Annotated in this window: 26 protein-coding genes; 7 read left to right on the plus strand and 19 right to left on the minus strand. The window is 33.4% G+C overall.

From position 1 onward, the window contains the following. Nucleotides 1-129: 129 nt before the first annotated feature. Both D9V42_RS03750 and D9V42_RS03755 read left to right on the plus strand, forming a co-directional pair. A complete protein-coding gene (locus tag D9V42_RS03750) occupies nucleotides 130-1,179 on the plus strand; it encodes a YkvI family membrane protein (protein ID WP_122063186.1) in 1,050 nt (349 codons plus the stop codon). Nucleotides 1,180-1,424: 245 nt separating this feature from the next. Beyond that, on the plus strand, nucleotides 1,425-2,840 hold the full coding sequence (locus D9V42_RS03755) for an anion permease (protein WP_107554298.1): 1,416 nt from the start codon (nucleotides 1,425-1,427) through the stop codon (nucleotides 2,838-2,840). Between the two features lie 49 nt (nucleotides 2,841-2,889). On the opposite strand, the gene D9V42_RS03760 is transcribed toward D9V42_RS03755, so the two are convergent. The 5 genes from D9V42_RS03760 to D9V42_RS03780 form a co-directional block, all read right to left on the minus strand. Further along, complete coding sequence (locus D9V42_RS03760; RefSeq protein WP_122063188.1) at nucleotides 2,890-3,456, minus strand: cysteine hydrolase family protein; 567 nt, start codon at nucleotides 3,454-3,456, stop codon at nucleotides 2,890-2,892. 142 nt (nucleotides 3,457-3,598) lie between these two features. Then, nucleotides 3,599-4,192 carry a methylhydroquinone degradation carboxylesterase MhqD gene (gene mhqD, locus D9V42_RS03765; protein WP_122063190.1) on the minus strand — a complete coding sequence of 198 codons (594 nt, stop codon included), beginning with the start codon at nucleotides 4,190-4,192 and terminating at the stop codon, nucleotides 3,599-3,601. 30 nt (nucleotides 4,193-4,222) lie between these two features. Next, nucleotides 4,223-5,122 (minus strand): VOC family protein, encoded by a 900-nt coding sequence (locus D9V42_RS03770; RefSeq protein WP_122063192.1) that lies wholly within the window; start codon nucleotides 5,120-5,122, stop codon nucleotides 4,223-4,225. Between the two features lie 81 nt (nucleotides 5,123-5,203). Beyond that, on the minus strand, nucleotides 5,204-6,160 hold the full coding sequence (gene mhqE, locus D9V42_RS03775) for a ring-cleaving dioxygenase MhqE (RefSeq protein WP_122063194.1): 957 nt from the start codon (nucleotides 6,158-6,160) through the stop codon (nucleotides 5,204-5,206). A 69-nt stretch (nucleotides 6,161-6,229) separates the two neighbouring features. Continuing rightward, complete coding sequence (locus D9V42_RS03780; protein ID WP_107530163.1) at nucleotides 6,230-6,661, minus strand: MarR family winged helix-turn-helix transcriptional regulator; 432 nt, start codon at nucleotides 6,659-6,661, stop codon at nucleotides 6,230-6,232. A gap of 209 nt (nucleotides 6,662-6,870) precedes the next feature. Between D9V42_RS03780 and aldA the strand changes: the two genes are divergently transcribed. Further along, a complete protein-coding gene (aldA, locus tag D9V42_RS03785) occupies nucleotides 6,871-8,322 on the plus strand; it encodes an aldehyde dehydrogenase (protein ID WP_122063196.1) in 1,452 nt (483 codons plus the stop codon). A gap of 110 nt (nucleotides 8,323-8,432) precedes the next feature. On the opposite strand, the gene D9V42_RS03790 is transcribed toward aldA, so the two are convergent. Continuing rightward, the gene (locus tag D9V42_RS03790; protein ID WP_122063198.1) at nucleotides 8,433-9,419 is read right to left on the minus strand and encodes a metal ABC transporter solute-binding protein, Zn/Mn family; all 987 of its coding nucleotides are present in this window, start codon (nucleotides 9,417-9,419) and stop codon (nucleotides 8,433-8,435) included. Nucleotides 9,420-9,593: 174 nt separating this feature from the next. Between D9V42_RS03790 and D9V42_RS03795 the strand changes: the two genes are divergently transcribed. Then, on the plus strand, nucleotides 9,594-9,872 hold the full coding sequence (locus tag D9V42_RS03795) for a GNAT family N-acetyltransferase (protein ID WP_017723102.1): 279 nt from the start codon (nucleotides 9,594-9,596) through the stop codon (nucleotides 9,870-9,872). A 179-nt stretch (nucleotides 9,873-10,051) separates the two neighbouring features. Here D9V42_RS03795 and D9V42_RS03800 read toward each other — a convergent pair whose 3' ends face one another. The 4 genes from D9V42_RS03800 to D9V42_RS15635 form a co-directional block, all read right to left on the minus strand. Then, nucleotides 10,052-11,821 carry an ABC transporter ATP-binding protein gene (locus tag D9V42_RS03800; RefSeq protein WP_122063200.1) on the minus strand — a complete coding sequence of 590 codons (1,770 nt, stop codon included), beginning with the start codon at nucleotides 11,819-11,821 and terminating at the stop codon, nucleotides 10,052-10,054. Further along, entirely contained in the window at nucleotides 11,814-13,595 is a 1,782-nt protein-coding gene (locus D9V42_RS03805) for an ABC transporter ATP-binding protein (RefSeq protein WP_122063202.1), read from the minus strand. Before D9V42_RS03805 ends, D9V42_RS03800 begins: the two co-directional genes overlap by 8 nt. A 222-nt stretch (nucleotides 13,596-13,817) precedes the next feature. Continuing rightward, the gene (locus tag D9V42_RS15630) at nucleotides 13,818-14,072 is read right to left on the minus strand and encodes a hypothetical protein (protein WP_341866755.1); all 255 of its coding nucleotides are present in this window, start codon (nucleotides 14,070-14,072) and stop codon (nucleotides 13,818-13,820) included. A gap of 156 nt (nucleotides 14,073-14,228) precedes the next feature. Next, nucleotides 14,229-14,363 (minus strand): hypothetical protein, encoded by a 135-nt coding sequence (locus D9V42_RS15635; protein ID WP_318755559.1) that lies wholly within the window; start codon nucleotides 14,361-14,363, stop codon nucleotides 14,229-14,231. 175 nt (nucleotides 14,364-14,538) lie between these two features. On the opposite strand from D9V42_RS15635, the gene D9V42_RS03815 reads away from it, so the two are divergent. Next, nucleotides 14,539-15,348: a VOC family protein gene (locus D9V42_RS03815; protein ID WP_122063205.1), complete on the plus strand. Its 810-nt coding sequence runs from the start codon at nucleotides 14,539-14,541 to the stop codon at nucleotides 15,346-15,348. Between the two features lie 123 nt (nucleotides 15,349-15,471). Here the strand turns inward: D9V42_RS03815 and D9V42_RS03820 are convergent, their stop codons facing one another. From D9V42_RS03820 to D9V42_RS03855, 7 genes are all read right to left on the minus strand, one after another. Beyond that, complete coding sequence (locus D9V42_RS03820; protein ID WP_122063207.1) at nucleotides 15,472-16,131, minus strand: NAD(P)H-dependent oxidoreductase; 660 nt, start codon at nucleotides 16,129-16,131, stop codon at nucleotides 15,472-15,474. Nucleotides 16,132-16,240: 109 nt separating this feature from the next. Further along, a complete protein-coding gene (locus D9V42_RS03825; protein WP_122063209.1) occupies nucleotides 16,241-17,053 on the minus strand; it encodes a Cof-type HAD-IIB family hydrolase in 813 nt (270 codons plus the stop codon). 302 nt (nucleotides 17,054-17,355) lie between these two features. Then, entirely contained in the window at nucleotides 17,356-17,880 is a 525-nt protein-coding gene (locus tag D9V42_RS03830) for an NAD(P)H-dependent oxidoreductase (RefSeq protein ID WP_122063211.1), read from the minus strand. 76 nt (nucleotides 17,881-17,956) lie between these two features. Beyond that, nucleotides 17,957-18,142: a helix-turn-helix transcriptional regulator gene (locus D9V42_RS03835; RefSeq protein ID WP_122063213.1), complete on the minus strand. Its 186-nt coding sequence runs from the start codon at nucleotides 18,140-18,142 to the stop codon at nucleotides 17,957-17,959. A 17-nt stretch (nucleotides 18,143-18,159) separates the two neighbouring features. Further along, nucleotides 18,160-18,486 (minus strand): hypothetical protein, encoded by a 327-nt coding sequence (locus tag D9V42_RS03840; RefSeq protein WP_122063294.1) that lies wholly within the window; start codon nucleotides 18,484-18,486, stop codon nucleotides 18,160-18,162. Between the two features lie 442 nt (nucleotides 18,487-18,928). Then, a complete protein-coding gene (locus tag D9V42_RS03850) occupies nucleotides 18,929-20,464 on the minus strand; it encodes a sodium:solute symporter family protein (protein WP_122063215.1) in 1,536 nt (511 codons plus the stop codon). 25 nt (nucleotides 20,465-20,489) lie between these two features. Then, nucleotides 20,490-21,371: an N-acetylneuraminate lyase gene (locus tag D9V42_RS03855; RefSeq protein ID WP_122063217.1), complete on the minus strand. Its 882-nt coding sequence runs from the start codon at nucleotides 21,369-21,371 to the stop codon at nucleotides 20,490-20,492. Nucleotides 21,372-21,626: 255 nt separating this feature from the next. Between D9V42_RS03855 and D9V42_RS03860 the strand changes: the two genes are divergently transcribed. Continuing rightward, nucleotides 21,627-22,502, plus strand: coding sequence for an ROK family protein (locus tag D9V42_RS03860; RefSeq protein WP_107555239.1), 876 nt, complete (start codon nucleotides 21,627-21,629; stop codon nucleotides 22,500-22,502). A gap of 176 nt (nucleotides 22,503-22,678) precedes the next feature. Here the strand turns inward: D9V42_RS03860 and D9V42_RS03865 are convergent, their stop codons facing one another. Beyond that, complete coding sequence (locus D9V42_RS03865) at nucleotides 22,679-23,476, minus strand: MurR/RpiR family transcriptional regulator (protein ID WP_122063219.1); 798 nt, start codon at nucleotides 23,474-23,476, stop codon at nucleotides 22,679-22,681. Nucleotides 23,477-23,640: 164 nt separating this feature from the next. Between D9V42_RS03865 and D9V42_RS03870 the strand changes: the two genes are divergently transcribed. Next, complete coding sequence (locus D9V42_RS03870) at nucleotides 23,641-24,309, plus strand: N-acetylmannosamine-6-phosphate 2-epimerase (protein WP_122063221.1); 669 nt, start codon at nucleotides 23,641-23,643, stop codon at nucleotides 24,307-24,309. A 55-nt stretch (nucleotides 24,310-24,364) separates the two neighbouring features. On the opposite strand, the gene srtA is transcribed toward D9V42_RS03870, so the two are convergent. Further along, nucleotides 24,365-24,964 carry a class A sortase SrtA gene (gene srtA / locus D9V42_RS03875; RefSeq protein ID WP_122063223.1) on the minus strand — a complete coding sequence of 200 codons (600 nt, stop codon included), beginning with the start codon at nucleotides 24,962-24,964 and terminating at the stop codon, nucleotides 24,365-24,367. Nucleotides 24,965-25,014 lie beyond the last annotated feature (50 nt).

The following is a 25,014-nucleotide window of genomic DNA, read 5'->3' on the forward strand; positions in this document are numbered from 1 at the left end:
ATATACACAATTGTATTCAGTATATAAACTTCAGTGTTTAATTTTACCTTATTTTCATATAAAATGATTCACTGTGATACTTTTCTACAAAATTTTACAATTTCAAACAATGAAAGGATTTCAACTTCTATGACAAACTTGAAGGAAATTATTATTGTTGCTTTTGCATTTGTTGGCGTTGTTGTGGGTGCTGGATTTGCAACTGGACAAGAAATTTTTCAGTTTTTTACAAGTAATGGGAATTTTAGTGTTTATGGTGTGTTCATTACAGGATTCATCATTACAATTGGCGGTGGCTTTGTACTACAAACTGGTTATCGCTTACGCTCTCATAATCATACTGAACCAATTAAACACTATTTACCACGTCCTATCGCAACAGTATTTGATATTATTTTGACTTTATTTTTATTTGCACTAGCTATGATAATGACCGCTGGTGGCGCATCAACCATTCACGAAAGTACAGGAATGCCTTATGTATTTAGTTCATTAATTTTAGTTCTCGTTATCCTACTAACACTATTCTTAAAATTTGATCGTCTTATTACCGTTTTAGGGATAGTTACACCATTTTTAGTAATTATTGTTACAATCATTGCTGTCTATTACTTTTCTACAGGTCAGTTAAACTTCAATGCTGCACATCATTATTCAAATAGTGAGGGTCGCTCAGACCAATGGTGGTGGTTTGATGCAATTAATTACGGTAGTTTACAAATTGCCGCTGCTTTTAGCTTTTTATCAGTTATGGGCGGCCGTTTAAAATTTGAAAAATCAACAGTTTGGGGTGGTATATTAGGTGGTATGACCATTACATTCTTACTCTTGATGCTCAACTTAGGTATGATTACTGAATTCACACAGATTACTGGTGTTGCGTTACCTTCATTGTTGTTAGCAAAACAGATTTCTCCATTTATTGGGATTTTTATGTCGGTTGTAATGGTATTGGTTATTTATAATACCGTCGTTGGGCTTATGTACGCTTTCGCATCTAGATTTACTACGCCTTATACTAAAGCCTATTATCGACTAATCATTGTGATGACAATCGTTACATTTGCCACAACGTTTATTGGTTTTATCGAATTAATAGGCAAGGTATTTCCAGTTATGGGCGTATTTGGTTTTATTCTATTAATACCAATCTTGGCAAAAGGAATATTGCGAAAATAGACACATTTAATTTTGCATAGTGACTTTGCGCTTAATACCGTGCTATAAAACCTTATTACTATTTTTTAAAAGATTCACCCATTTAAACACCAACTTTACAATATGTATTGTCATAATTATAATTATTATGACAAATTTATAATAAATTAATAGGATAGGAAAATATATGGGCACTATAAATTATATTTTTTATTTCTAAATCACTATTTTTTTATCACAATCATACGTAAAGGAAGATGATTCTAATGCACGAAGGCATTAACTACAAAAAATTTATTTTTCCTATCGTTGCAGGCATCATTATCTGGCTATTCACACCACTTAGACCAGATGGTTTAGATCCTGCTGCTTGGCACATGTTTGCTATATTTGTAGCAACAATCATTGGGTGTATTACACAACCACTACCGATAGGTGCAATTGCTATGATAGGTTTCACATTAACTGTGTTAACTAACACGGTTAAAATCGATACTGCTGTAGCTGGGTTTGGCAATAGTAGTATTTGGTTAATTGCAATGGCCTTTTTCATTTCTAGAGGCTTTGTAAAAACTGGTTTGGGGCGACGTATTGCATTGCAATTCGTTAAATTGTTCGGTAAAAAAACGCTTGGTTTAGGGTATTCACTTATTGGTGTAGATTTAATCCTTGCACCTGCCACACCAAGTAATACTGCTAGAGCAGGTGGTATTATGTTTCCTATTATCAATGCACTATCCCGTTCATTTGGTTCAAAACCAGAAGACGGTACGCAACGTAAAATGGGTGCTTTTCTTATATTTACAGAATTTCATGGTAACTTAATTACTGCAGCTATGTTTTTAACTGCTATGGCTGGTAACCCACTTGCACAATCTCTTGCAAAACATCAAGGCGTCGACATCACTTGGATGCACTGGTTCTTAGCAGCGTTAGTCCCAGGTATTATTTCATTAATACTAGTACCACTTATCATTTACAAAATGTATCCACCAGAAATTAAAGAAACGCCAAATGCCAAATCATGGGCACAAAATGAACTCACTGATATGGGCATCATGGCTAAAAGTGAAAAATTCATGATTGCCATCTTTATTATTGCACTTGGTCTTTGGGTTCTAGGCAGTACATTAAATATTAATGCCACTTTAACTGCCTTTATCGCATTATCACTATTACTCATTACAGGTGTGCTCACTTGGAATGATATCCTTAAAGAGACTGGTGCATGGAATACATTAGTTTGGTTTTCAATCCTAGTGATGATGGCGAATCAACTCAATGAACTCGGCTTTATTCCTTGGTTAAGTGAATCGATATCAGGTAGTTTAGGCGGCTTAAGTTGGCCAATCGTTTTAATTATTTTGATACTCTTTTATTTCTATTCACATTATTTATTTGCGAGTTCAACAGCGCACGTTAGTGCAATGTACTCAGCCTTACTCGGTGTGGCTATCGCTACGGGAGCACCACCATTATATAGCGCATTAATGTTAGGTTTCTTCGGGAATTTAATGGCTTCTACAACACACTACAGTAGCGGTCCAGCGCCCATCCTATATTCAGCTGGTTATGTTACACAAAATCGTTGGTGGACTATGAATGCAATACTTGCCTTCTTCTATTTTATTGTATGGTTAGGCGTTGGATCATTATGGATGAAACTCATCGGCCTTATGTAATATATAACCCCAAGCCATGTTAAACACATTAAACATGGCTTGGGGATTTTTAATGAATTGATTTACTTGTCCATAAATCTGTGGTCATTATATCAGCGTATCTTGTTAAAATTTTATTGAGTAAAAATTGATGTTTTGCTTCATCTTGGTCGGCTATAGCATCCGATAATATAGTCAGTTTATAATCCTTATCTGCCGCTTCAGTGGCCGTAGATAGTATAACACCACTAGTACTCACACCAGTTAAGACAAGATGTTCTACTTGTAACCCACGCAATAATACTTCTAAATTACTGCCTGTAAATGCGCTTAATCTATGTTTTGTAACGAGTGGTTCATGTGTTTGGCGTCCTAATGCGTCAAGAATTTGTGTCTCTTCATCTGCTTTATTCATCCGTAAGCCGTTAGCTTTCATTTGTGCAAACATTTTATTATTAGGTGATACCTCTAAAAAGTCACCTGTAAACGCAACACGAATAAAAATAACCGGTATATTTTGCTGACGAGCAAAATTGATTGCTTGCTTATTAAAATGAATAATGCTTTCTTTCTGTTCTAATCCACGCACTATTCCGTTTTGCATATCCATGACTATAAGCGCTTGGTTATTCTCCATATATTCATTCCACCTTTTTATTCTATTGGTATTCAATAAACATTATAAATGAATTTATAACTACTTACTCAAATTGAACTCATACAAAATAAGCCACCGAACATCATACTTCATTAATGTATGATGTCGATGGCTTATTATTTTATAAATCTAGTAATGATTGCCCTGCTGCTACACCTGCTTGAGTTAATTCATGACTATTAACCCAAACTTGCTCTACTTGAGCACCGCGACTTTCGAAGATATGAATTACATTTTCACTAGCCTCGACAGGAACAATTGGATCATGTTGTCCCATTGAAAGTAATACATTCATATTACTTAGATCCTTGTTATCAACAAGATCTACTGGGTATAAAGGCGCATATAATAAAGCTTTTTCAAAAGATGTGTCCTGATGCAAAATCATGCTGATTGCAATGTTTGAGCCGTTTGAAAAACCAACAGGTATCGCCTTTGACAAGTCAAAATTATAGCGTTCTGCCGCTTCTTTTAAAAATGAGATTAATCTATTCGTACGATATTCTAAATCTTCTAAATCGTATTTTCCTTCTCCCAGTCTTTTGAAGAAACGATTCATTCCATTCTCAGAAATTTCACCTCTGATACTGAGAACATTGTATTTAGGGTTAAGTGCTTGAGCTAAAGGTAATAAATCATTTTCGTCCCCACCAGTACCATGTAATAAAATAAACGTTGGCGCGTTTGCTTCACCTTCTCTAAAAATATGTTCCATAAATTTTCATCTCCTTTTTCATCTTTAATGTTAAACGCGTATCTGTGGTAATAAACGTAATAACGCTTCTCTTCTATCTTCATACTGTGACGGTAATACTAACTTTTGACCTAACTGCTCAAAAGGTTCGTCTATCGTAAACCCAGGACCTTCTGTTGCAAATTCAAAGATAATACCACCGTGTTCTTTCATGTAAATTGCATTAAAATAGCTACGGTCTTTAACCTCTGTTACGTGATAACCTTTATTACTCATATACGCTTGCCAATCAAGATGTGCTTGGTTTGTTGGAACTGACCATGCAATGTGATGCACAACGCCAACTCCCCAACGAACGTCAGTGTCAGCAATTTGTTTTTTCACTATAACATGATGACGCCACTCACCTTGTGTTTCAATATGAATATACCCTTCATCTTCGTTCGTTTTAACCAGACCCATATCAGTTGTTAAAGTTTTTACAGTCTCTTGCGGATTTGAAGATAGTAGTGTGACACCGTGAAAACCAATAATGGCTTGTTGGTCTCTTTGCTCCTTGTCATCTTCTACTAATGCTAGCGGTAAATCATGTATATCTTCAAACTCTAACGTTTTAGATTCAAATAATTGTGTAGTCATTGTTTTTATTTGATTCATTTCCAAATGTTGTGTCCAAGCCTCTAAAGATCCTTTTGGCACTCTGAAAGCAATACGTTCTACTTGGCCGTTCCCAATATGTCCTTTATGAGTATTTGGCCAGTTGAAGAAAGTAATGATTGTACCATTATCTACTGAATCATTCGCAAAATATAAATGATAAGTTGAAGGATCATCATAATTTACTGTTTTCTTGATTAGTTTCAAGTTTAATATATCTCTATAAAATTTTATATTTTCTTCGGGGTTACCTACAATGGCTGAAATATGATGGATATGTTGAATTGCTTCCATATCGTTGCCTCCTAACTTTCTATTTATTTCGTTATTACATTTCAATATGGCTTCGTTGTTATTAATTATGACCTTTGCTAGTTATCTTCTAGTGTCAAATGGACGTATTTCTGATTCAATATACTCACGTTGTGATTCTAAAAATGGCGGTAGCGCTAAACTTTCACCTAATGTTTCATAAGGCTCATCATCCATAAATCCAGGGCCATCTGTTGATACTTCTATTAATATATGACCAATGCGTGCATATAGTGCCTCGAAGTAAAATCTATCGACTAAACCTGAATTGCCTATACCCGCTGCTTTATATTTTTCTAACCACTGTTCAATTGCTTCATGATCTTTCAATCTAAATGATACGTGGTGTACTTCACCATAACCTTGTCTCGCTTCAGGACCTTCAGTATCTTTTCTTAAAATAACTTGGCCGCCGTTACCACCTTCACCAACTTCTAAAATTGCTACATCTTCTTCTACAATCATTGCTTTCATACCATAAATTTCTTCTAAAACTTTCTTGAAGTCATCAAAATAACTTACAGTAATTTCAATCGGACCTAAACCATAAATCGCTTTATCACTTGGTACTGGGCCATTTTTCCATGGTTTACCAGGTGCAACGCCTTCATTATCCTCATCAGATACAAGTTGATAACTTTGTCCGTCTTCTTCTTCAAATGGTAATACTTTTGTGCCAAATAATTCTTGTATACCTTCATGTTGCACGCCGAACTCATTAAAACGTTGTTCATAGTATTCAAGAGCCGCGTCATTAGGTACTCTGAATGATGGACGTGTAATTGAATTTGTACCAGGTGCACCTTTAGGTACATTAGGAAAATCGAAGAATGTCATATCTGTACCTGGAGAGCCTTCATCATCCGCAAAAAATGTGTGATACGTGTATATGTCGTCTTGATTAACTGTTTTCTTAACAAGTCTCATGCCTAAGACTTCAGTGAAAAATTTATAGTTTCTTTCAGCGTCGTCTGTCATAGCTGTTACGTGGTGGATTCCTAATAATTGATTATTTGTCATAGTAAAACTCCTCTTTATAATTTTATCTCGATTTCGAAGTAATTTAATTTAAAATTTTAAGTGCTACGACTATTCTATAGGTTGAGCACTTAGTTTTTTTAAAGCTTGTTGCAATACAGTTATTTCATCATTAGTTAATACTGAAAATGTTGATTCTAATGTTGAAGCATGATCAGGAAAAATTTCATCCATCATTGCATAGCCTTTTTCAGTTAATGATGCGTTCGTTACACGTTTATCTTGTTCATCCCGCTGCCTACTTACGCATCCTTTTTCTTCAAGTTTATCCACAACATAGGTAATACTACTACTTGCAATCAGTACTCTATTACCAATACGTTGTATCGGTTGGTCGCCTTTGTTATAAAGTAATTCCATCACTGCAAACTCAGTTACATTTAAGCCATGCCTTTGGACATCCTTTCTAACAATCTTCATTAAATGATCTACTGTTCTATTTAAACCAACAAACGAATTTAAAGATTCTTTCGTACGATCCATAGGATTCACCAACTTTCCGAATTTTATTTCGAATTCGAGATAAATTATAAACCCGCTTCTTCAATTAGTCAACACTTAAGTATAAAAAATATACTAAAAAGTTCTAAACAACCTCCAGCAAGGTTATGCTGCTTCTAATTTTATAGTTAGTTAATGACTATTTACTTTTAAAAATAAAGTATGTCGTTTTCAGAAGGATTATTAGTGGTATGCATATAGTGTGGAGGTGTCAAACATTGAATCAATTATTTATAAACAATGAATTTATCGAAAGTAAATCAACAGACACTATGGATGTTATCAATCCTGCAACTGGAGAAAAGATAGATACCATAACTTTTGCAACTGAGTACGAAGTTAACGATGCAATTGCTAAATCAAAACAAGCACAACTAGAATGGGAGCAAACACCAGAACCTACTCGCTCAGATCACGTTAAGTTACTCATACCCCTACTCGAAAAAAATAAAGATGAACTTGCAACATTATATGTTAAAGAACAAGGTAAAACCCTCGCGTCTGCAAAGGGTGAAATAGATAAAGCCATACACTTTATTAATTATATGACTAGCTTAGGTATGAACAATAAAGGGGAAGTGTTACAAAACACTAGAGAGAACGAGACCATTTTACTAACTAAAAAGCCGATTGGTGTTACCGCAGGAATCGTTCCATGGAATGCACCTATTATGGTATTAATGAGAAAGGTCATCCCCGCGATCATCACAGGTTGTTCTGTGGTCATTAAACCAAGTGAAGCAACTTCGTTAATAACACTGAAAATCGCAGAACTTATTCGTAATTCAACAATTCCAGCAGGACTTGTCCAAATACTTCCTGGCACAGGCGAAACGGTTGGTACTCAATTAGCACAACACCCTGATATCCAACTTATTTCACTTACAGGTAGCATGAGAGCTGGTAAATCAGTGTATGCTGAAAGCGCCAATACAGTTAAAAAAGTAAACTTAGAACTTGGTGGTAATGCTCCAGTGCTAGTAACTCCTAATGCTAACTTAGATAAAGCCGTTGATTACATCGTTACTGCCAGAATCAATAATGCTGGACAAGTATGCACTTGCCCTGAACGTATTTTTGTACACGAAGATGTTCACGAGGATTTTGTTAATCAATTAAAAGCTAAAATGGAACAATTAACTGTAGGTGATCCATTTGATGAACAAACTGATTACGGTGCAATTATTAACCAACAACAACTTGATAGTATTGATGAGAAAGTCCAAAATGCCATAAAAAATGGCGCTACTTTAATTACAGGAGGACATAAAATAGAACGTTCTGGTTTCTTCTATGAACCTACTATTTTAGATCATGTAAACGTTGAAGATGACGCTTTTAAAAATGAAATTTTCGGCCCTGTTCTACCTATCGTAACTTATCAAGATTTTGATACTGCAATTGCACAAGCCAATGATACAAATGCCGGTTTATCGTCCTTTATCTTCTCTGAAAATTTAAAAGAAATTATGTTAGCTACTGAAAAACTTAAATTTGGTGAAGTCTATGCAAACTGTGAAGCCGAAGAAGTAGTGAATGGATTCCATGCAGGTTGGAGAGAATCTGGTATTGGCGGTGCCGATGGTGTGCACGGTTTAGAAGAATATTACAACACAACTGTTTCCTATATAAGATATGACTAAAACATGACACAGCAAATTTTAAAATAATTTTTTTAATCAAAGAAAACTGTTGTATTAAATGATCATTTAGTAGTACAAAACCCTGAGACATAATCTGTCTCAGGGTTTTGTTAATCTTCTTCATTTAATGCTTTATCTAGTGATTTTATATTGCGTTTCATTAAGGATTGATAAGTAATATTACTCTCTTTACTTTCTTCTTTAGAAAGTGTTGCCATATTATGAAAACTTAATGGCGTTGAATTAGATTCTTTCTGTATTACATCAGTAACTTTCGTTGAAATATTTTGCTCATAAAGTACATAAGGTTGTTTAGTTTGTTTGATATTATTAACAATATTCATCAAGTCTCTTTGACTAGGTTCTTCGTTATTCATACCACTGACACCTTCTTGTTTAAACCCATAACGATTGGCTAAATACCCAATGGAATCATGAGAAATCACTACAGTGTCACGCTTTGGATGCTCTGTAATTTCATTTAATCTTTGATTGATATTATCTAAATCGTTAACGACTTGTTTATAATTTTTCTCGTAATAAACTTTATGTTGAGGGTCTTTTTTTACTAAATCATCTTTGATGGATTTCACCATTTTTTTATTAAGTACTGGATCTAGCCAAACATGAGGGTCTTCACTGCCCTCTTCATGGTGATGTCCTTCTTCTTCGTGCTCATGATCATGCCCTTCATGCTCGTGCTCATGTTCATGATTTGCAACTAAATCATCATGTGTAAAGTTAGCTGCTAATGCTAATTTTAAATCTTTATTATTAATAGAACCTGCAATTTTTTTAGCCACTGGATCCATTTCTTGGTTAGAATAAATAAACAAATCACCTTTTGCAATATTAACCATTTCCTTTTGTGTTGGTTCAAAGGTATGCATATCGGCCCCTGGTGGATAGATAGATTCTACATCTACATATTTACCGCCTATTTGTTCAGTAAAACTTTGAAACGCAAATACTGTAGTATAAATTTTAAGTTTATTTTTTGAACTGACGTCTTTGTTTTCGCCTTTATTGATATTGCCACACGCACTCAACATTACAACAACTACACATGCCATAATGAGTATTATACTTTTTCTCAAAAAACGCCCCTCCAAATCGAAATTATTCCGTTAAAACTATAAACTTATTTTTATGATATTTCAATGGTTTTTACTTAATCTACTAATATTATTTCTTTATTCACTACTTGTTTTGTTTAACAATCATTCAAATGTGATATTTAATATATATGACTTATAAATAGGAGAGATAGTATGGCTGAAATTAAACAAGGTTCAAACAAGTTTTATATCGGTGACGACGAAAACAATCCACAAGCACAAATCACTTTCCAGCCTCAAGGAGATAATCAAATCAATATTGACCACACTGGCGTTCCTAAAGAACTAGGTGGCCAAGGTATCGGTTCTCAATTAGTAAAATCCGTAGTTGATTATGCTCGCGAAAACAACTTAAAAGTTGTTGCTACTTGCCCATTTGCTAAAAACGTGATTGAAAAAAACGATGAATACCAAGATGTATACGCTGGATAAAGCTAAAAATGCCAATCAAACAGCATTAATATTTGATTAGTTAGACATGCGTTTAGTTCATTTGTATACAAACGAAAGGTGAAACTAAGCAGAAATTAACGACTTAGTTTCACCTTTTTCATAATGTTAAATATAAATTAAATTAATGATAAACACACTACTCTCTTTAGAACAAAACCTTAACCATTTTGAAGTAAATACATATTATGATATATGCCTTTTTGTGTAATTAATTGTTCATGCGTACCACGTTCGACTATTTCTCCTCGATTCAAAACAAAAATCTGATCTGCATCTTGAATTGTAGATAATCGATGAGCTATCGCTAACGTTGTACGACCTTTACGCATTTCATTTAATGATTGTTGTATCTGTTCTTCAGTCTCAGAATCAATATTGGCGGTTGCTTCATCTAAAATCAAAATTTTAGGGTCCGTAGCAATTGTTCTAGCAAATGCAATTAACTGCCTTTGACCACTTGAAAACGCACTCCCCTTTTCAATTACTTTGTGCTGATATTGTTCAGGTAATTGCTCGATAAAACGATTAGCATGAACAAATTCTGCCGCTGCCTTCACTTGTTCATAGGTCATTGTAGGATGATATAATTTTATATTAGACGCTATAGTGCCATAAAAGATAAATGCATCCTGTAACACTAAACCTATCTTTTCTTTTAATTCTGATTTAGGTATTGTCTTGAGAGAATGTCCATCTATCTTAATATCCCCACGTTGATATTCATAAAACCTCATAAACAAATTGATGATTGAACTTTTACCAGATCCAGTGTGACCAACAAGTGCTATCATTTCTCCAGGATTTGCAGTAAAATTAATATCTTTTAGTACATCAGTCTTGCCATCATAACTAAAACTAATATTTTCAAACTCTATTTTCCCAGAATTTATGTGATTTGATGCAATTTCATTTTGCTGCGGCTCATAAGTATCGTCATCGATTAGCGCAAAAACTCTACTCGCCGATACAAGCGCTTGCTGTAAAATATTTAAGTTTTGACTAACTTGATTAATCGGTTCAAAAAAACGTTCCATGTATTGAATAAATGCAAAAACTACACCCGCTGTCACGCCAGTAGTAAAACTTATTATACCGAAATAAGCAAGAATCATTACAATAGCAAAGATTGAGATAGAACTAATAGCCGGCCTTAACAATAAGCTATCTAATTTCACAGTTTTCAACATATAATGGTAATGTTCATCATTAATCTGGTTGAACTCTTTGTTTAATCGTCTTTCTTGATTAAAGGCTTGTATCATTTTCATACCTTCAATTGACTCAGCTAGTTTTGAATTCAAATCTGATAAACGCTGCCTTGATTTTGAAAATAAATACGCTGAATACTTACGATAAGTAGACAAAATAACAAAAATAATCGGTAAAAAGACAAGCGCTATCAAAGCTAATTTAACGTCTAATACAAACATCATGACATAACTAGATATCATCAAAAATAATGCCATAATAAAAGTTGAGAACACTCCCACGATCATGTCCACAATGGTTTCCGTATCATTTGTCAGTCGTGATACAATACTACCACTCGGTACTTCATCAAAATACTTCATACCTAATTTCCCTAGTTTATTAAAAGCATCAATCCTCAATTGTTGGATCACTTTAAATGCTAAATATTGAAAGAGATATTGGCTAAAATAAAGTGTTAACGCACCAATTATTTGCACACTTAAGAAAATCACAATGAGCCAAATCATAGCACTTCTCGGAAAGTCTTGTGGCGTTAAATAATCATCAATAAATATTTTCACCATATAGGGGGTCATCATGCTAGCAACAGTTGCTATAATCAATGTTAAGAATGCTAAAACAATAATCCACTTATAGGGCAATGTGTATTTAAATAACCTTATCAGCACACTTCCTTGGTCTTTAGCCGTTAAGTTAGCGTGTTCATAGTCAGTCATCTTCACCATCCCCTTTCGTAAGATTGTCTAAGTTGCGCGACAACTTGGCTTGTAACGCTTGTGCTTGATATGTTTCATAATACCATCCTCGTTGTTGCATTAATGATTCATGATGACCACGTTCAATTATTTCCCCTTCATCCATAACAATAATAAGGTCAGCATGTTTCACGGCACTCATACGATGCGCTGTTATAATATTAGTTTTATGCTTTCTCAAATGTTCTAAGTTTCCTAATATTACCTCTTCAGTCTGTGCATCTACCGCAGATAATGAATCATCTAAAATCAATACCTCAGGATTCAATAATAAAGCTCTCGCTATCGAAACCCGTTGCTTCTGCCCACCTGATAATGATACACCCCGTTCACCTACAACTGTTTGGTAGCCATTAGTAAAATTCATAATATCATCATGGATATGGCTTAATCGACTTACTTCATATATTTGCTCATCCTCTATAGCCTCATTACTAAACGCGATATTATTTCGAATCGTAGTAGAAAACAAGAAATGTTCTTGCGGCACATAGCCAAATTGACCTCTTAATAATTCAACTTTATAGTCACGCAACGGATAAGCGCCATACGTTATATCTTGAGCATGTTGCGTATCGAACTCTCTTAACAATAGCTTTATTAATGTACTCTTACCCGAACCTGTACGACCAACAATACCAACGGTGTCGCCTTGTTTAATTGTAAAATAAATATCATACAATCCTTGATTATCATTGCCCGGGAAATTAAAATATTCCATATTAAATTGAATATCACCTTGAGGACTGTCATCAATTTTATAATGCGTATCGATGCCATTAGGTAAGTTTCCGATTTCTTCTATACGTTCATAAGAGGCTTTGGCTCTTTGTACAATGTTAAAAAATAGCCCTAATGCCAATAACGGCCATACTAACATCCCTAGATACGTTGTAAACGTGATGAGTTGTCCTAAGGTTATCTCATTATGAAAGACCATTTGTGCCCCAAACGTGATAGACAAAAAGTAACTCATACCAATGACTAACGTAATTGTTGGATCAAATAATGCGTCTATTTTAGATACTTTAAGGTTTTTATCAACCACATCATCACTTAAATCTTTAAAGTCCGCTTGATCACTGGATTCGTAGCCAAATGTTTTAGTAACTTTAATCCCTGCAACACTTTCTTGCGTTTTGTCATTCAATTTACTAAATGCCGCTTGCGCTTTTTTAAAACCTTTACTTAAAAGTGCTCCATAAAAACTAGTTAATAACACCATAAATGGTAATGGTATCATGGCAATCAAAGTGAGTTTCCAACTTACTGTTGTAGCCATCGTTATAATTACAGTGCCCCCTGTTATCAATGAATCTGCAATCATTAGGATTCCAGCGCCTGCTGCATTTTGTACAGCACGGATATCATTTGTAGCATGGGCCATTAAATCTCCTGTACGCCTATTTTGGAAGAATATAGCACTCATATCCGTGTATTTTTTAAAAAGATATGTCCTTAATATTTGCCCCAGTTTTTGACTCGTTCCAAATATAGATAACCTCCATACATATCTAAGTACATAAGTTAATATGGCAACTATAATCAATATAGCTAAATAAACCATTAATAACTTAGATGTTAATTGATTTGTCGTCATTTGATCTATCGTACGCCCGATAATCTGTGGTGGTACAATTTCAATTAATGCAATTAACAATAATGTCCCTAAACCAATAATATAACTTAGTTTTTGCTGTTTAAAAAACCATCCCAATTTCCAAAATACTTTCATCCCGTCACCCCCAATGATGTTTTTATTCTATGTTCTCATATCTTACCACATGTAGATATATGTAAATAGAATAGATATTTTACACACTGATACAACTTGAATTTCAAAAAAAAAATAGAAACCTAAAATCTAAGCCTTTACATAGATTTCAGGTTTCCATCTTCTATTCATTAGATCAAGTTGAAGGTGTGTAAGTTTATATTAAATACGATTTCATTTAAGCTAATTTGACTTTCTTCTTTGTTGTTCTTGAAATTCATAAAAAACTTGAAACATCATAATAAGCATCGCCGGATTATATGTTTTAGTTTCAACATATAAATCATGTCTCAAAGCTAACTTGAACCGCTCTGATTTAGTTTGCATCAACTCGTTATTGCCATCAGATACTTTAACACTTCTTGAAATGAATCCTGAATGGAATTTTAATATATCCCCTTTATCACCCTCAAACTGCATAGAAGGCTTAAACCCCATCTTAGAGCGGAAGATTCCGATTTTCTGACCATTCTTTTCTACTTGCCAAACTGTTTTAAACGGTGTTTTAATCGCTCCACCAAGTGTTTTTTCTTGTAAAATCCGAAAAGTATCATGGCCATCTGTGATTTCAAAATTTTGTTTACTGTTACCAAATCATGCCATCGCTTCTTGCCCCATAGAGGTATAAAATAATTGTAATTCAAAAGCTACTTCCTCATTATCATCATATATAGCGATTGTAGACTTTGATGCATTAAAAAAGTTTTCTTTGAAATAATAATGTGTCATGTTTAACAGTCCTATCTATGTATTTTCTGTCATAACGTTATACCCCATTTCACACCATATATATTAATTAAAAAGTATTATCATTATAAGTTCATTCAATTGACTAGGTATACTTTTTATACTAAAATGATGTTTGTAATCCTTAAAAATACAGTAAGCAATAAGGAGTTTGACAATGTCTTTTCACGATAAACAATCCATACAAGTCACTCATATCACTTTAAATGTTGCTGATTTAGCAAAAATGACAACTTTCTATACACAAATTTTAGGAATATCTATAAAGTCAGAGTCTAATACAGGTGTTACTTTCAATATAGGAAATAATGGACATAGCTTAACTTTACAAGAAGTCAAAGATGGTAGACGTCCCTCTATGAGAGAATCTGGGTTATTCCATATTGCCTTATTATTGCCCAATAGACAAGATTTAGGTAATTTTTTATATCATGCTGCAAGTCTAGGCGTACAAATTGGTGGTGGAGACCATCTTGTTAGTGAAGCGTTGTATTTCGATGATCCTGAAGGTAATGGCATTGAGATTTATGCTGATCGACCTAAAGAGCATTGGCTATGGGATGATAATAAAGTCAAGATGGATACACTTGCAGTAGATGTCGATGACTTAGTAGCACAACGTAGTCAAACTGGTTGGCAAGGCATGCCCGACAATGCGAAAATTGGTCACTTACATTTGAAAGCGGCCAATTTAGAGGAATCACAAGATTTCTATTTAAATAAACTTGGACTTGAGCATATCGCTGATTTTCCACAAGCACTTTTCATGTCTACGAATCATTACCATCATCACATCGCGATTAACACATGGCAATCCAATATCGTACGCCAAGGCAATGATAGCAGTCTTGGTTTATCAAAAGTATCGATTTACAAACCAAATGCAGATAGAGAACAATTTGAAGGACCAGAGGGTTTTGAAATTATCATACACAACAACGAAAACTTTGTAGCCGATAAAATTTAAAGTACTTTGCTAATAGATAATGACCATGACTCTATAATTTGAGATAAAGTTCCCCTCAAAACAAATAAGGAGTAGGACAGTAATTCAATTTCAAAATTACTATTCTACTCCTTATTTATTTAATTATTCTAACCATTCAACGACATCAGTTTGTAGTTGACGTACTTTAGCTTTAGGCTCAGTTTCTCTGTATCCAAAAGCTACCATAACAGAGGGTGCAAAGTTTTCAGAATCAACAATACCCTTCTCTGATAAGTACGCTGTGACAGCATCTAAATCAAATCCTTCAATAGGACATGAATCTATATTCAATAATGCCGCACTCGTCATCATATTACCAAGGGCAATATAAGTTTGCTTTCTCGCCCAATCTAGTAATGACTGTGGCGTATCATTTATATGAAAACTAGTTTGGAAATTATCAAATTTTTGTTCTGTAGCAGGAATACTCTCTTCACTATATTGTTTAATATTTCGTATCATATGTTGCACATATGGTGATTGTGAAGTCACATTTTTACGTGCCAAAATCAAAACAAAATGACTTGCCGTATCTAATTGGCCTTGTGCTCCCCAACTAATTTCTTTAAGTTCATCTCTTATTTCGCGGTTTTGAACTACTACAAATTTCCACGGCTCCAATCCTAATGAACTTGGAGACAATCTACCCGTTTCTAATATCGTATTAAAATCACTATCTGAGATTTTTTTATTAGCATCAAAACGTTTTGTTGCATGTCTAAAATTAAAAGCATTTAGCAGCGTTTGTTGCATTTGATCCATAACTTTTGTACCCTACCTTTCAATTTAAGTACTTTTAAGTATAGTCAAATTCCATATCTTATTAAAACGATATGTTTATAAATTTCGTACCAAGTTATGAAAACTTTATTTAAGAATAATTAAGCGGCTGTAGTACTTGGTTCTCAATAGTTGTTAATACGCCTTGTTCATCATGAGACGGTGCCACATTATTAGCAATTTCAAATAATGTTTCATCTTCACTATTTGCCATGACGTAGCTATGTTTGGCTAATTGCAACATGTCTAAATCATTATTAGCATCACCAAAAGCCATCAAATCTTCTGCATCTATATGCCAGTGTTTTAAAAGTCTCTCTAAAGCACTACCTTTAGTCATTCCTGGGATAATTAAATCAATACTATCACGGCCGCTAGATACTAACTTTAAATTTTCACTGAATTTTGTACTTAAATCTTCATCTAATGTAGGATGAGATGCTCTGTTAATATTAAGCGCGATTTTTACATATTCATCTTCTGGTAAATCTTGAAAACTATCTATCTCTTCTAGTTCGCGATAATAGAAGTGAGCGTCTTTTTTAAATGTATCTGTATTATCTTTTAAAATATAAGCACTGTTTAGACCACAAACAATTAAATTATTAATTTCACGTTCAACATTTAAGTAGTTAATAATTTCTTGGTAAAAATCTCTATCAAATGCTTGATAGTCGTATAAAGTATCCCCTTCATAAATGACAGCACCATTTTCAGCTACAAAGAACATGTCACGTTCACCAAATATCGATTTTAATTTTGCATATTGATTGCCACTTGCTGCTATAAATTTAATATTTTGGGCTTTAAGTTGCTGAAATATCTTATCAAATCTATGTTCATCATATGTCTTGTTTGAATTTAAAAATGTACCATCCATATCAACTGCGATTGCTTTTATCATAATTGTCCCCTCAAATCTTCCAATTTATATGTACGCCCTTTCATTATATCGACAATGCTCATTGTTTCAAAGTAAACCTATGCACTTCATATCGATGACTAACATAATTTAGCGTTAATGAACCACCCCATATTGTGTTGTATTTCTACACTGCATTAAACTCAATTAAATAAATATCATTCAAACAAATTATCTTCTTATAATTCTTATTTACGCATTATGCTTTGAACAGTCATAAATTCAACTATTGTTAACCTAAAATTTGAGCATGTGACATCTCTTATGCCACATGCTCACTCATTTTATATTTGTTTAATAAATGATAAATATGACTCGGTATTTTCTGCTAATTGACTCGGTGTAATCGTAAATGCGCTATATAATTTATGTGCACCTACATAATTTGCTTTTACGAAACGCGTTGTCGCAATCATAGGACTAATTAATTCATCTATTGTAAACTGGACATTACCTTCAGGTGTATAAGCTTCTGGTACAGCCCCGATTGAAATTGCTAATCCAATTTTCTTTCCTTCCAAAGCATTTCCTTGCGAACCATACGCCCAGCCATAGGTAAATACTTCATCTAAATATTGTTTTAATAAGGGTGGACAGCTATACCAATATAATGGATATTGAAAAATAATATGATCGTGTGCTTCGAGCAATTTTTGTTCTTTTTCAATATCAATCTGACCGTGTGGGTATTCTGGATAAATCTCGTGAACAGTTACTAATTCCTCATGTTGAGATAATTCATCTCTCCATGCTTTATTGACAGTTGAATTGTTAATGTCTGGGTGCGCAACTACAACTAATGTAGACATATGTTCATTCCTCATTTCATTACTAATTTAATAGCTTTATATTAAACTTCCCTTGTTCAAAAGGAAACTGATATGCCTATGAAAATAACTCGTCCACCGTGACATTAAACTGTTTAACTAATTTAAATGCTAAGGTTAAAGAAGGATCATATTTATCGTTTTCAATCGCATTTATTGTCTGTCTTGAAACATTTAAATTTTTACTTAACGTTTCCTGAGATAAACCCTTTTGATTTCTATAAATTTTTATTTTATTCTTCATTTGATCAACCTTTATTATTATGTGTATTTCTTTTTGGTCATAAAATAATTAAACACTAATAAAAATAAACCTATTAATATAAATATAATTTCAGGATAAGTTGATGTTAAAGCACCCTCAACTTCAAACCAACCAAAAATCCTTAATAATAATAAAAATAATAGTGAATATATGAGCCAAATAAAACTCTTCGACAGAATTTCTATAAACATTTTACTTTGTCTTTCATCATAACGTGATTGTGATTTATTTTTGTCTAAAGTTTCAGCAGGCAAAAATTTATTTGTAAACCAAGTCCAAAAGCAAGAAAATACCAAAACGCCAATGAAAAATATAAAATTCATAATTCCATCTCCTAAACGTAAAAAGTTTTTGACATCATCCATATAAAATAGCCTCTAATAAATGTCAAACATCTTTTACACCTACTATGATCTTAATTATATATATATACTACCTTTCTATAACAAATTAAAAGCCGAGACAATAGGTCTCAGCAAGATTATTTTTTCTTATTTTTTTCATAATAGGGTACTAAAAATATTACAAAAATTGCGCAAAGGATAGCTACAACTGAACCTAAAGGCATAAATGCCCCTCCTTATATTGGGATAGTTTATAACTCATTAATTATACTAAATACTGTTACTATAATACCATCACCAATACAATTAAATCTATAAACCAAAGTATTAAATAAGTAAAATAGGCAATCTTTAAAAATAAATAAAGAGACTGACATATTTATCCAGCCTCTTTATTTAATAAACCCTTTATGACATTATATTACTTTTCTTTTTTATCATGAGTCTTCGCAATATAATTGGTACTTTCATTAATATCAAAAATTGTTAAACCTTTAATGTCTTTTTGTTCACCAGGTATAATCATACTAATAATGTATGAACAAATAAATGCAACACCAAATGAAATAATAGATACAAAGAATGGTGAGTTGCCACCACCCATACCATTAAAGATATAAGCAAAAATAATTCCCAATATTAATCCTGCTATAACACCCAATGTATTTGTTCTTCTTGTAAAGATACCTACAGCAAACACGCCTGCTAATGGCACGCCCACAAGCCCTGTAATTAATAAGAATAAATCCCATAGATCATTTGAATCAGAAGCTATTAAATAAATAGACATGCCAAATCCAAATAATCCTGAAATAATAATGATCCATCTCGCAGTTCTTACTTCGGCCTTTTCTTCACCTTTTCCAAAGAACCTATGTTTGATGTCTACCGATAAACAAGCTGATATTGAGTTTAAACTTGATGAAATTGTAGACTGTGCTGCAGCAAATATCGCTGCAATTAATAGACCTGCAATAAATGGTGGCATTTCAGTAAGGATAAAATACGGCACGATTGAAGATGTATTAAATCCTTCAGGTAATGCACTTTCATGATTATAGAAAGAATATAACATGGTTCCCATACCATAAAATAAAGGTGCTGATATTAATGCTAATGCACCATTCATCCAAAGTGATTTTTTCGTTTCTTTCATAGATTCAGATGCTTGGTACCGTTGTACAACATCCTGACTCGCAGTATACTGATGTAAATTATTGAAAATATTTCCTAGAAAAATAATTGGAATAGCTGCCGCTGCAGTGTTAAGTTTCCAATTATCTACGCTAATAACCTTTTTATGTTCAAGCGCATCAGATACTACTGTTCCCATACCACCTTGAATATGCATAACGCCTAAGATAATTATAGCTGCTGCGCCACCTAATAGAATGACCCCTTGGATAAAATCACTCCATACAACGCCTTCAAAACCACCTAAGAATGTATAGAGTATACATAAAATACCTACTAAACTTGCAACGACATATGGATTCATATCCGATACTGCTGTAATTGCAAGTGTCGGTAAATAAATAACGATAGCTACTCTCCCTAAATGAAAGAATACAAAAAGTAATGACCCAATAACACGGACGCTAGGTCCAAATCTCGCTTCTAAATATTCATATGCCGATGTCACTTTTAACTTTTTGAAGAATGGTACATAGAAATAAATGAGTAATGGAATAATAGCGACAATTGCTATATTACCTGCTATATATGACCAGTCCGTCAAAAATGCCTTTTCAGGTGTCGACATAAAAGTAATTGCACTTAATGTTGTAGCATAAATAGAAAAGCCTACTGCCCAAGACGGTAATCTACCACTTGCAGTAAAAAAACTATCTGTATTTTGACTCGCGCGTTTCGTAAAATAAGCCCCGATTAATAACATAACGACAAGGTAAGCAATAACTGCTACCCAGTTCCAAGCACCAAACCCTACTTGCTGCATTTACTTCAACCCCTAACGTGATGTCTTATAAGTTATAGTCTTTGATTAACTTTGCTAATTTACTTCTATTCGTCTCATTAAACGGCTTAAATGGTCGTTTCGGTAAACCACCATCTATACCACGTGTAGCTAAAATTTCTTTTAACGTAGAATATATCCCCATAGATAGTACCGTTTCTATAATGTCATTAGTATCATGTTGAATTTGGTAAGCCTCATCAAGCTGGCCGCTTTGAGCTTTTTCAAATATTTGTCTTGCACGTTTACCGTTTACGTTATACGTAGAGCCTATAGCGCCATCTACACCTGAAATCGCAGCCTGTACAAGCATTTCATCAAATCCAGAAAGTATTAATTTGTCTGGAAAAGCTTTACGTATACGTTCTAATAAGAAGAAGTTTGGAGCAGTATACTTAACACCTATTATTTTTTCATGATTAAATAGTTCAGCAAATTGTTCAATAGAAATATTGACACCTGTAAGGTCAGGAATCGCATAAATAATCAAGTTATTTTGTGTCGCTTCAATTAGTTCAAAATAATAGTCTTTGATTTCTTCGAAGGTAAATGGATAATAAAATGGTGTCACTGCAGAAATAGCATCATAACCTAATTCTGTAGCGTATTTCCCTAATTCTATAGCTTCATTTAAATCTAAAGATCCTACCTGTGCAATCAATGGAACGTCGTCATTAACCGCTTCTTTTGCAACTTTGAATACTTGCTTCTTTTGCTCTTTGCTTAGTAAAAAGTTTTCCCCTGAACTACCATTCACATATAAACCGTCTAAGCCCTCAGTTTCAATCGCATTCTTAGCAATTTGCTTTAGACCTTCTTCTTTCACTTCACCGTGTTCATCAAATGGAACTAATAATGCTGCATATAACCCTTTAAAATTCTCTTCCATATATTTTCCTCCATCTTTTGTTCATATATTTTTATTAACCCTAAAAGCCCTATTACTTTAAGTTAAGGATATAAAGCTTTTCTATTTACAGTTCAAATTGTAAACGCTACCATTAACAGTATCAATAGGATTTTGAAAATATTCATCACTCATACTAAATATTGATGAAAATATTTTTCATAGTTATTATAGCTACACTTTTAAATAAAAAAATGATACATATTAATGTAAGTATTATGAATGGAGGTATGAATTATGACTAATTATAAAGTAGCAATTGATATCGGAGGTACTGATATTAAAGCGGCTGTACTAGATGAAAATTTAAAGTTTATAAATTATCAAAGAATACCTACACCAAATAACATCAACGAATTTATTGCTGATGCAATCTTTGAACTTGTGTCTCATTTTAAAGAAACTTATATGATACACCCTTTGCAAGTGGGAATTTCTAGTGCGGGTGTCATCAATGAAGAGAATGGAACTGTAGTATACGCTGGTCCTACGATTCCAAACTTTATTGGTACAAACTTTCATAAATTACTTTCACCATTAAACGCAGAAGTAAAAGTGTTTAATGATGTGAATGCGGCACTACTAGGAGAGCTTACTTTACATGATTATGAAGCAGATAATATTTTTTGCCTTACATTGGGGACAGGTATAGGAGGGGCTTTTTACAATAAAGTGGGTCGCTTATACAATGGTGAGCGCAATAGAGCCAACGAAATCGGTTATTTATTATATAAACCTCAAGATAGATTAACGTTTGAGCAACGCGCTTCAACTCAAGCATTGAAGTTTCTAATGAAAACGCATGCCTTACCTTATTCAGATGATGTACCTAAACTTTTTAAATTAGCTGAGCAACAAGATGCATTAGCAATCTCCATCCTCGATCGGTGGAGTACACATGTCGCAGAAGGCATTGCACAAATTCAAATTATTTACGATCCGGGGTTAATTTTGATTGGTGGTGGTATATCTTCCCAAGGTACACAATTACTAAATTATATCACCCCTAAAATCGAAGAATTTTTACCACCAAATTATGGTCACGCACCTGTATTAACAACTCAAACCCAAAATCACGCCTCGTTATATGGCGCAATATCTAGATTTTTATAATCATTGTTCTAAGTTTGATTGTGGAAGCGAAACAAGTCTAAATATCATTTCGAATTAAAGTTATCGTTTCGCCTCCATAATTTTAATGAAAACGCATTGATACAAACGTATTTTCAAGCTACAAATAATCCATTCATTACTTTACGGTACACTGATTAAATTTATATCGTTGAAAGCTATTCATTTAATATGATTTTTTTTGTATGCTGATAGACGTTTTGCATATAATCATCATCTAATAGCAAATAACTTACAATATCAATTAAGAAAAGCGTTGCTATTTGTGTATTAATAAATCTTGTATCATTTATTCTAGATTGATCTGTCGTAATTAATACTAAATCTGCACATTGTGTTAACGCACTACCCTCGTAATTTGTAATTGCGACAACATATGCACCTCGTTCGTGCGCAACTTCTGTTGCTGCAATCAATTCAGTAGTTTCCCCACTATTTGAAATAGCTACAAATGTATCAGAGGCCGTTAATAACGATGCAAAAATTTTCATTTGATGTGCATCTGTTGATACATTCCCTTTTAATCCCATACGCATCATACGATAATAAAATTCAGTCGCAGACAAACCTGAACTTCCTAGTCCAGCATAAATAATTTGTCGACTACGCATAATTTGATTTACCAGACTTTGAATTTTTTCATCAGAAATAAATTCGCCTGTCTGTTGAATAATATCTTGATGATATTTATGAATACGTTGTATAAGTGGACTATTTTCTATAACATTGTCTGTCATTTCTTGTTGCAAATTAAACTTCAAGTCTTGGAAATTATCATAATCTAATTTATTACTAAAGCGTGTAATAGTGGCTGGTGATGTGCCTATAGCATGCGCCAATGAATTGATCGTAGAAAAAGCATCATCAAATTGATTACTTTGAATGTATTCAACGATTTGTTTGTCTGTTTTCGTAAATAAGTGGCGATAGCGTTGCACACGATTTTCAAATTTCATTAGGATTCTCCCCTTCAAATATAAATATAATCTCAGTATAAATGAAAATATTTTTCATAACAATTAAATGTATTGATTATTATTTTCTCAATGTTATATTAAAATTACAAATCTAAAGGAGTTTAATGATTTATTAAATTTATCAAAGTTATGGAGTGTATATTATGTTACCACAAGGATTAATTGTGTCATGCCAAGCATTACCTGATGAACCACTACACTCGTCATTTATCATGTCAAAAATGGCGTTAGCAGCTTATGAAGGCGGCGCTGTTGGTATCAGAGCAAATTCTAAAGAAGATATTATTGCGATTAAGCAAGAGGTTGATTTACCAGTAATTGGTATCGTCAAACGATATTATGATCATTCTGATGTATTCATTACTGCAACTAGCAAAGAAATCGATGAATTAATTGAAAGTCAATGTGAAGTCATTGCTTTAGATGCTACAAAACAAACACGTCCCAAAGAATCATTACCAGCACTTGTAGCCTATGTTAGAGAAAATGCTCCTCATATTGAACTTATGGCAGATATTTCAACACTAGATGAAGCAATTAATGCTGATAAACTTGGTTTTGATTATATTGGTACTACATTACATGGTTATACGTCATATACAAAAGGTCATGTTTTATATGAAAATAACTTCCAATTTTTAAAAGATGTAATAGCACATGTCGATGCTAAAGTCATAGCTGAAGGCAATGTCGTCACTCCTGAAATGTTTAAAACTGTAACAGATTTAGGTGTACATTGCACTGTTGTTGGTGGCGCCATTACACGCCCTAAGGATATTACCAAACGATTTATTGACGTTTTAAACACATAAAATTAAAGTAGCTGAGACATTCATCAATAATGTCTCAGCTACTTTAATTTTATTATTATACCGCTTCAGCAATAAATATTTTACGGTCTTCCCATTGATTCGTTTGTTCGTTATAGTTGTCACACGTTATTAGTGTAAGTTGCTGTTTAGCCGATTGTTGTTCTTCAAGCACTTCTACGTCTTCTGGTTTTACGTCAAAGATTTTAACAATTCTATACTCATTTTTCTTATTTCCTGTTTTAAAATACACTTTACTGCCTACTTTTGCCTCTGGTAAGTTTGAAAATTGATAATCTGAATCTCCTGTATAGGTATGGCCAGCAATCGAGATGTTTTGATCTTCTAATGATTCATCAGCCTCAGCAAAACTGACCCCTCTATTGAGTTGTTCCGGTGTAGCAGGTCCTGGATAGACTGGCGTTTTAATATCTGCATCTGGTATTGATAAATAACCAGCCATTTTCGTTTTATCTTTAGGAATTTCAACTTCTTGATTTTTATTTTTCAAAGTATCTTTATCATAAGTTTCTATCTTTGTTGCATCATCTTTTTTTGTTAAATAATCATCGATATGTGGTTTAGCAAAAAGGTAAATCGCCGCTAAAATAAGTAATATGCCTACCACAGTAATCAAGTGATTAGTCCATTTCTTCATCTTTTTTGTTTCTCCTTTTGAGCAATTTCATATTTAAAAAGTCATATCAA

The sequence above is a fragment of the Staphylococcus pseudoxylosus genome (assembly GCF_003697915.1).
In the GTDB taxonomy this organism is placed as follows: Bacteria; Bacillota; Bacilli; order Staphylococcales; family Staphylococcaceae; genus Staphylococcus; species Staphylococcus pseudoxylosus.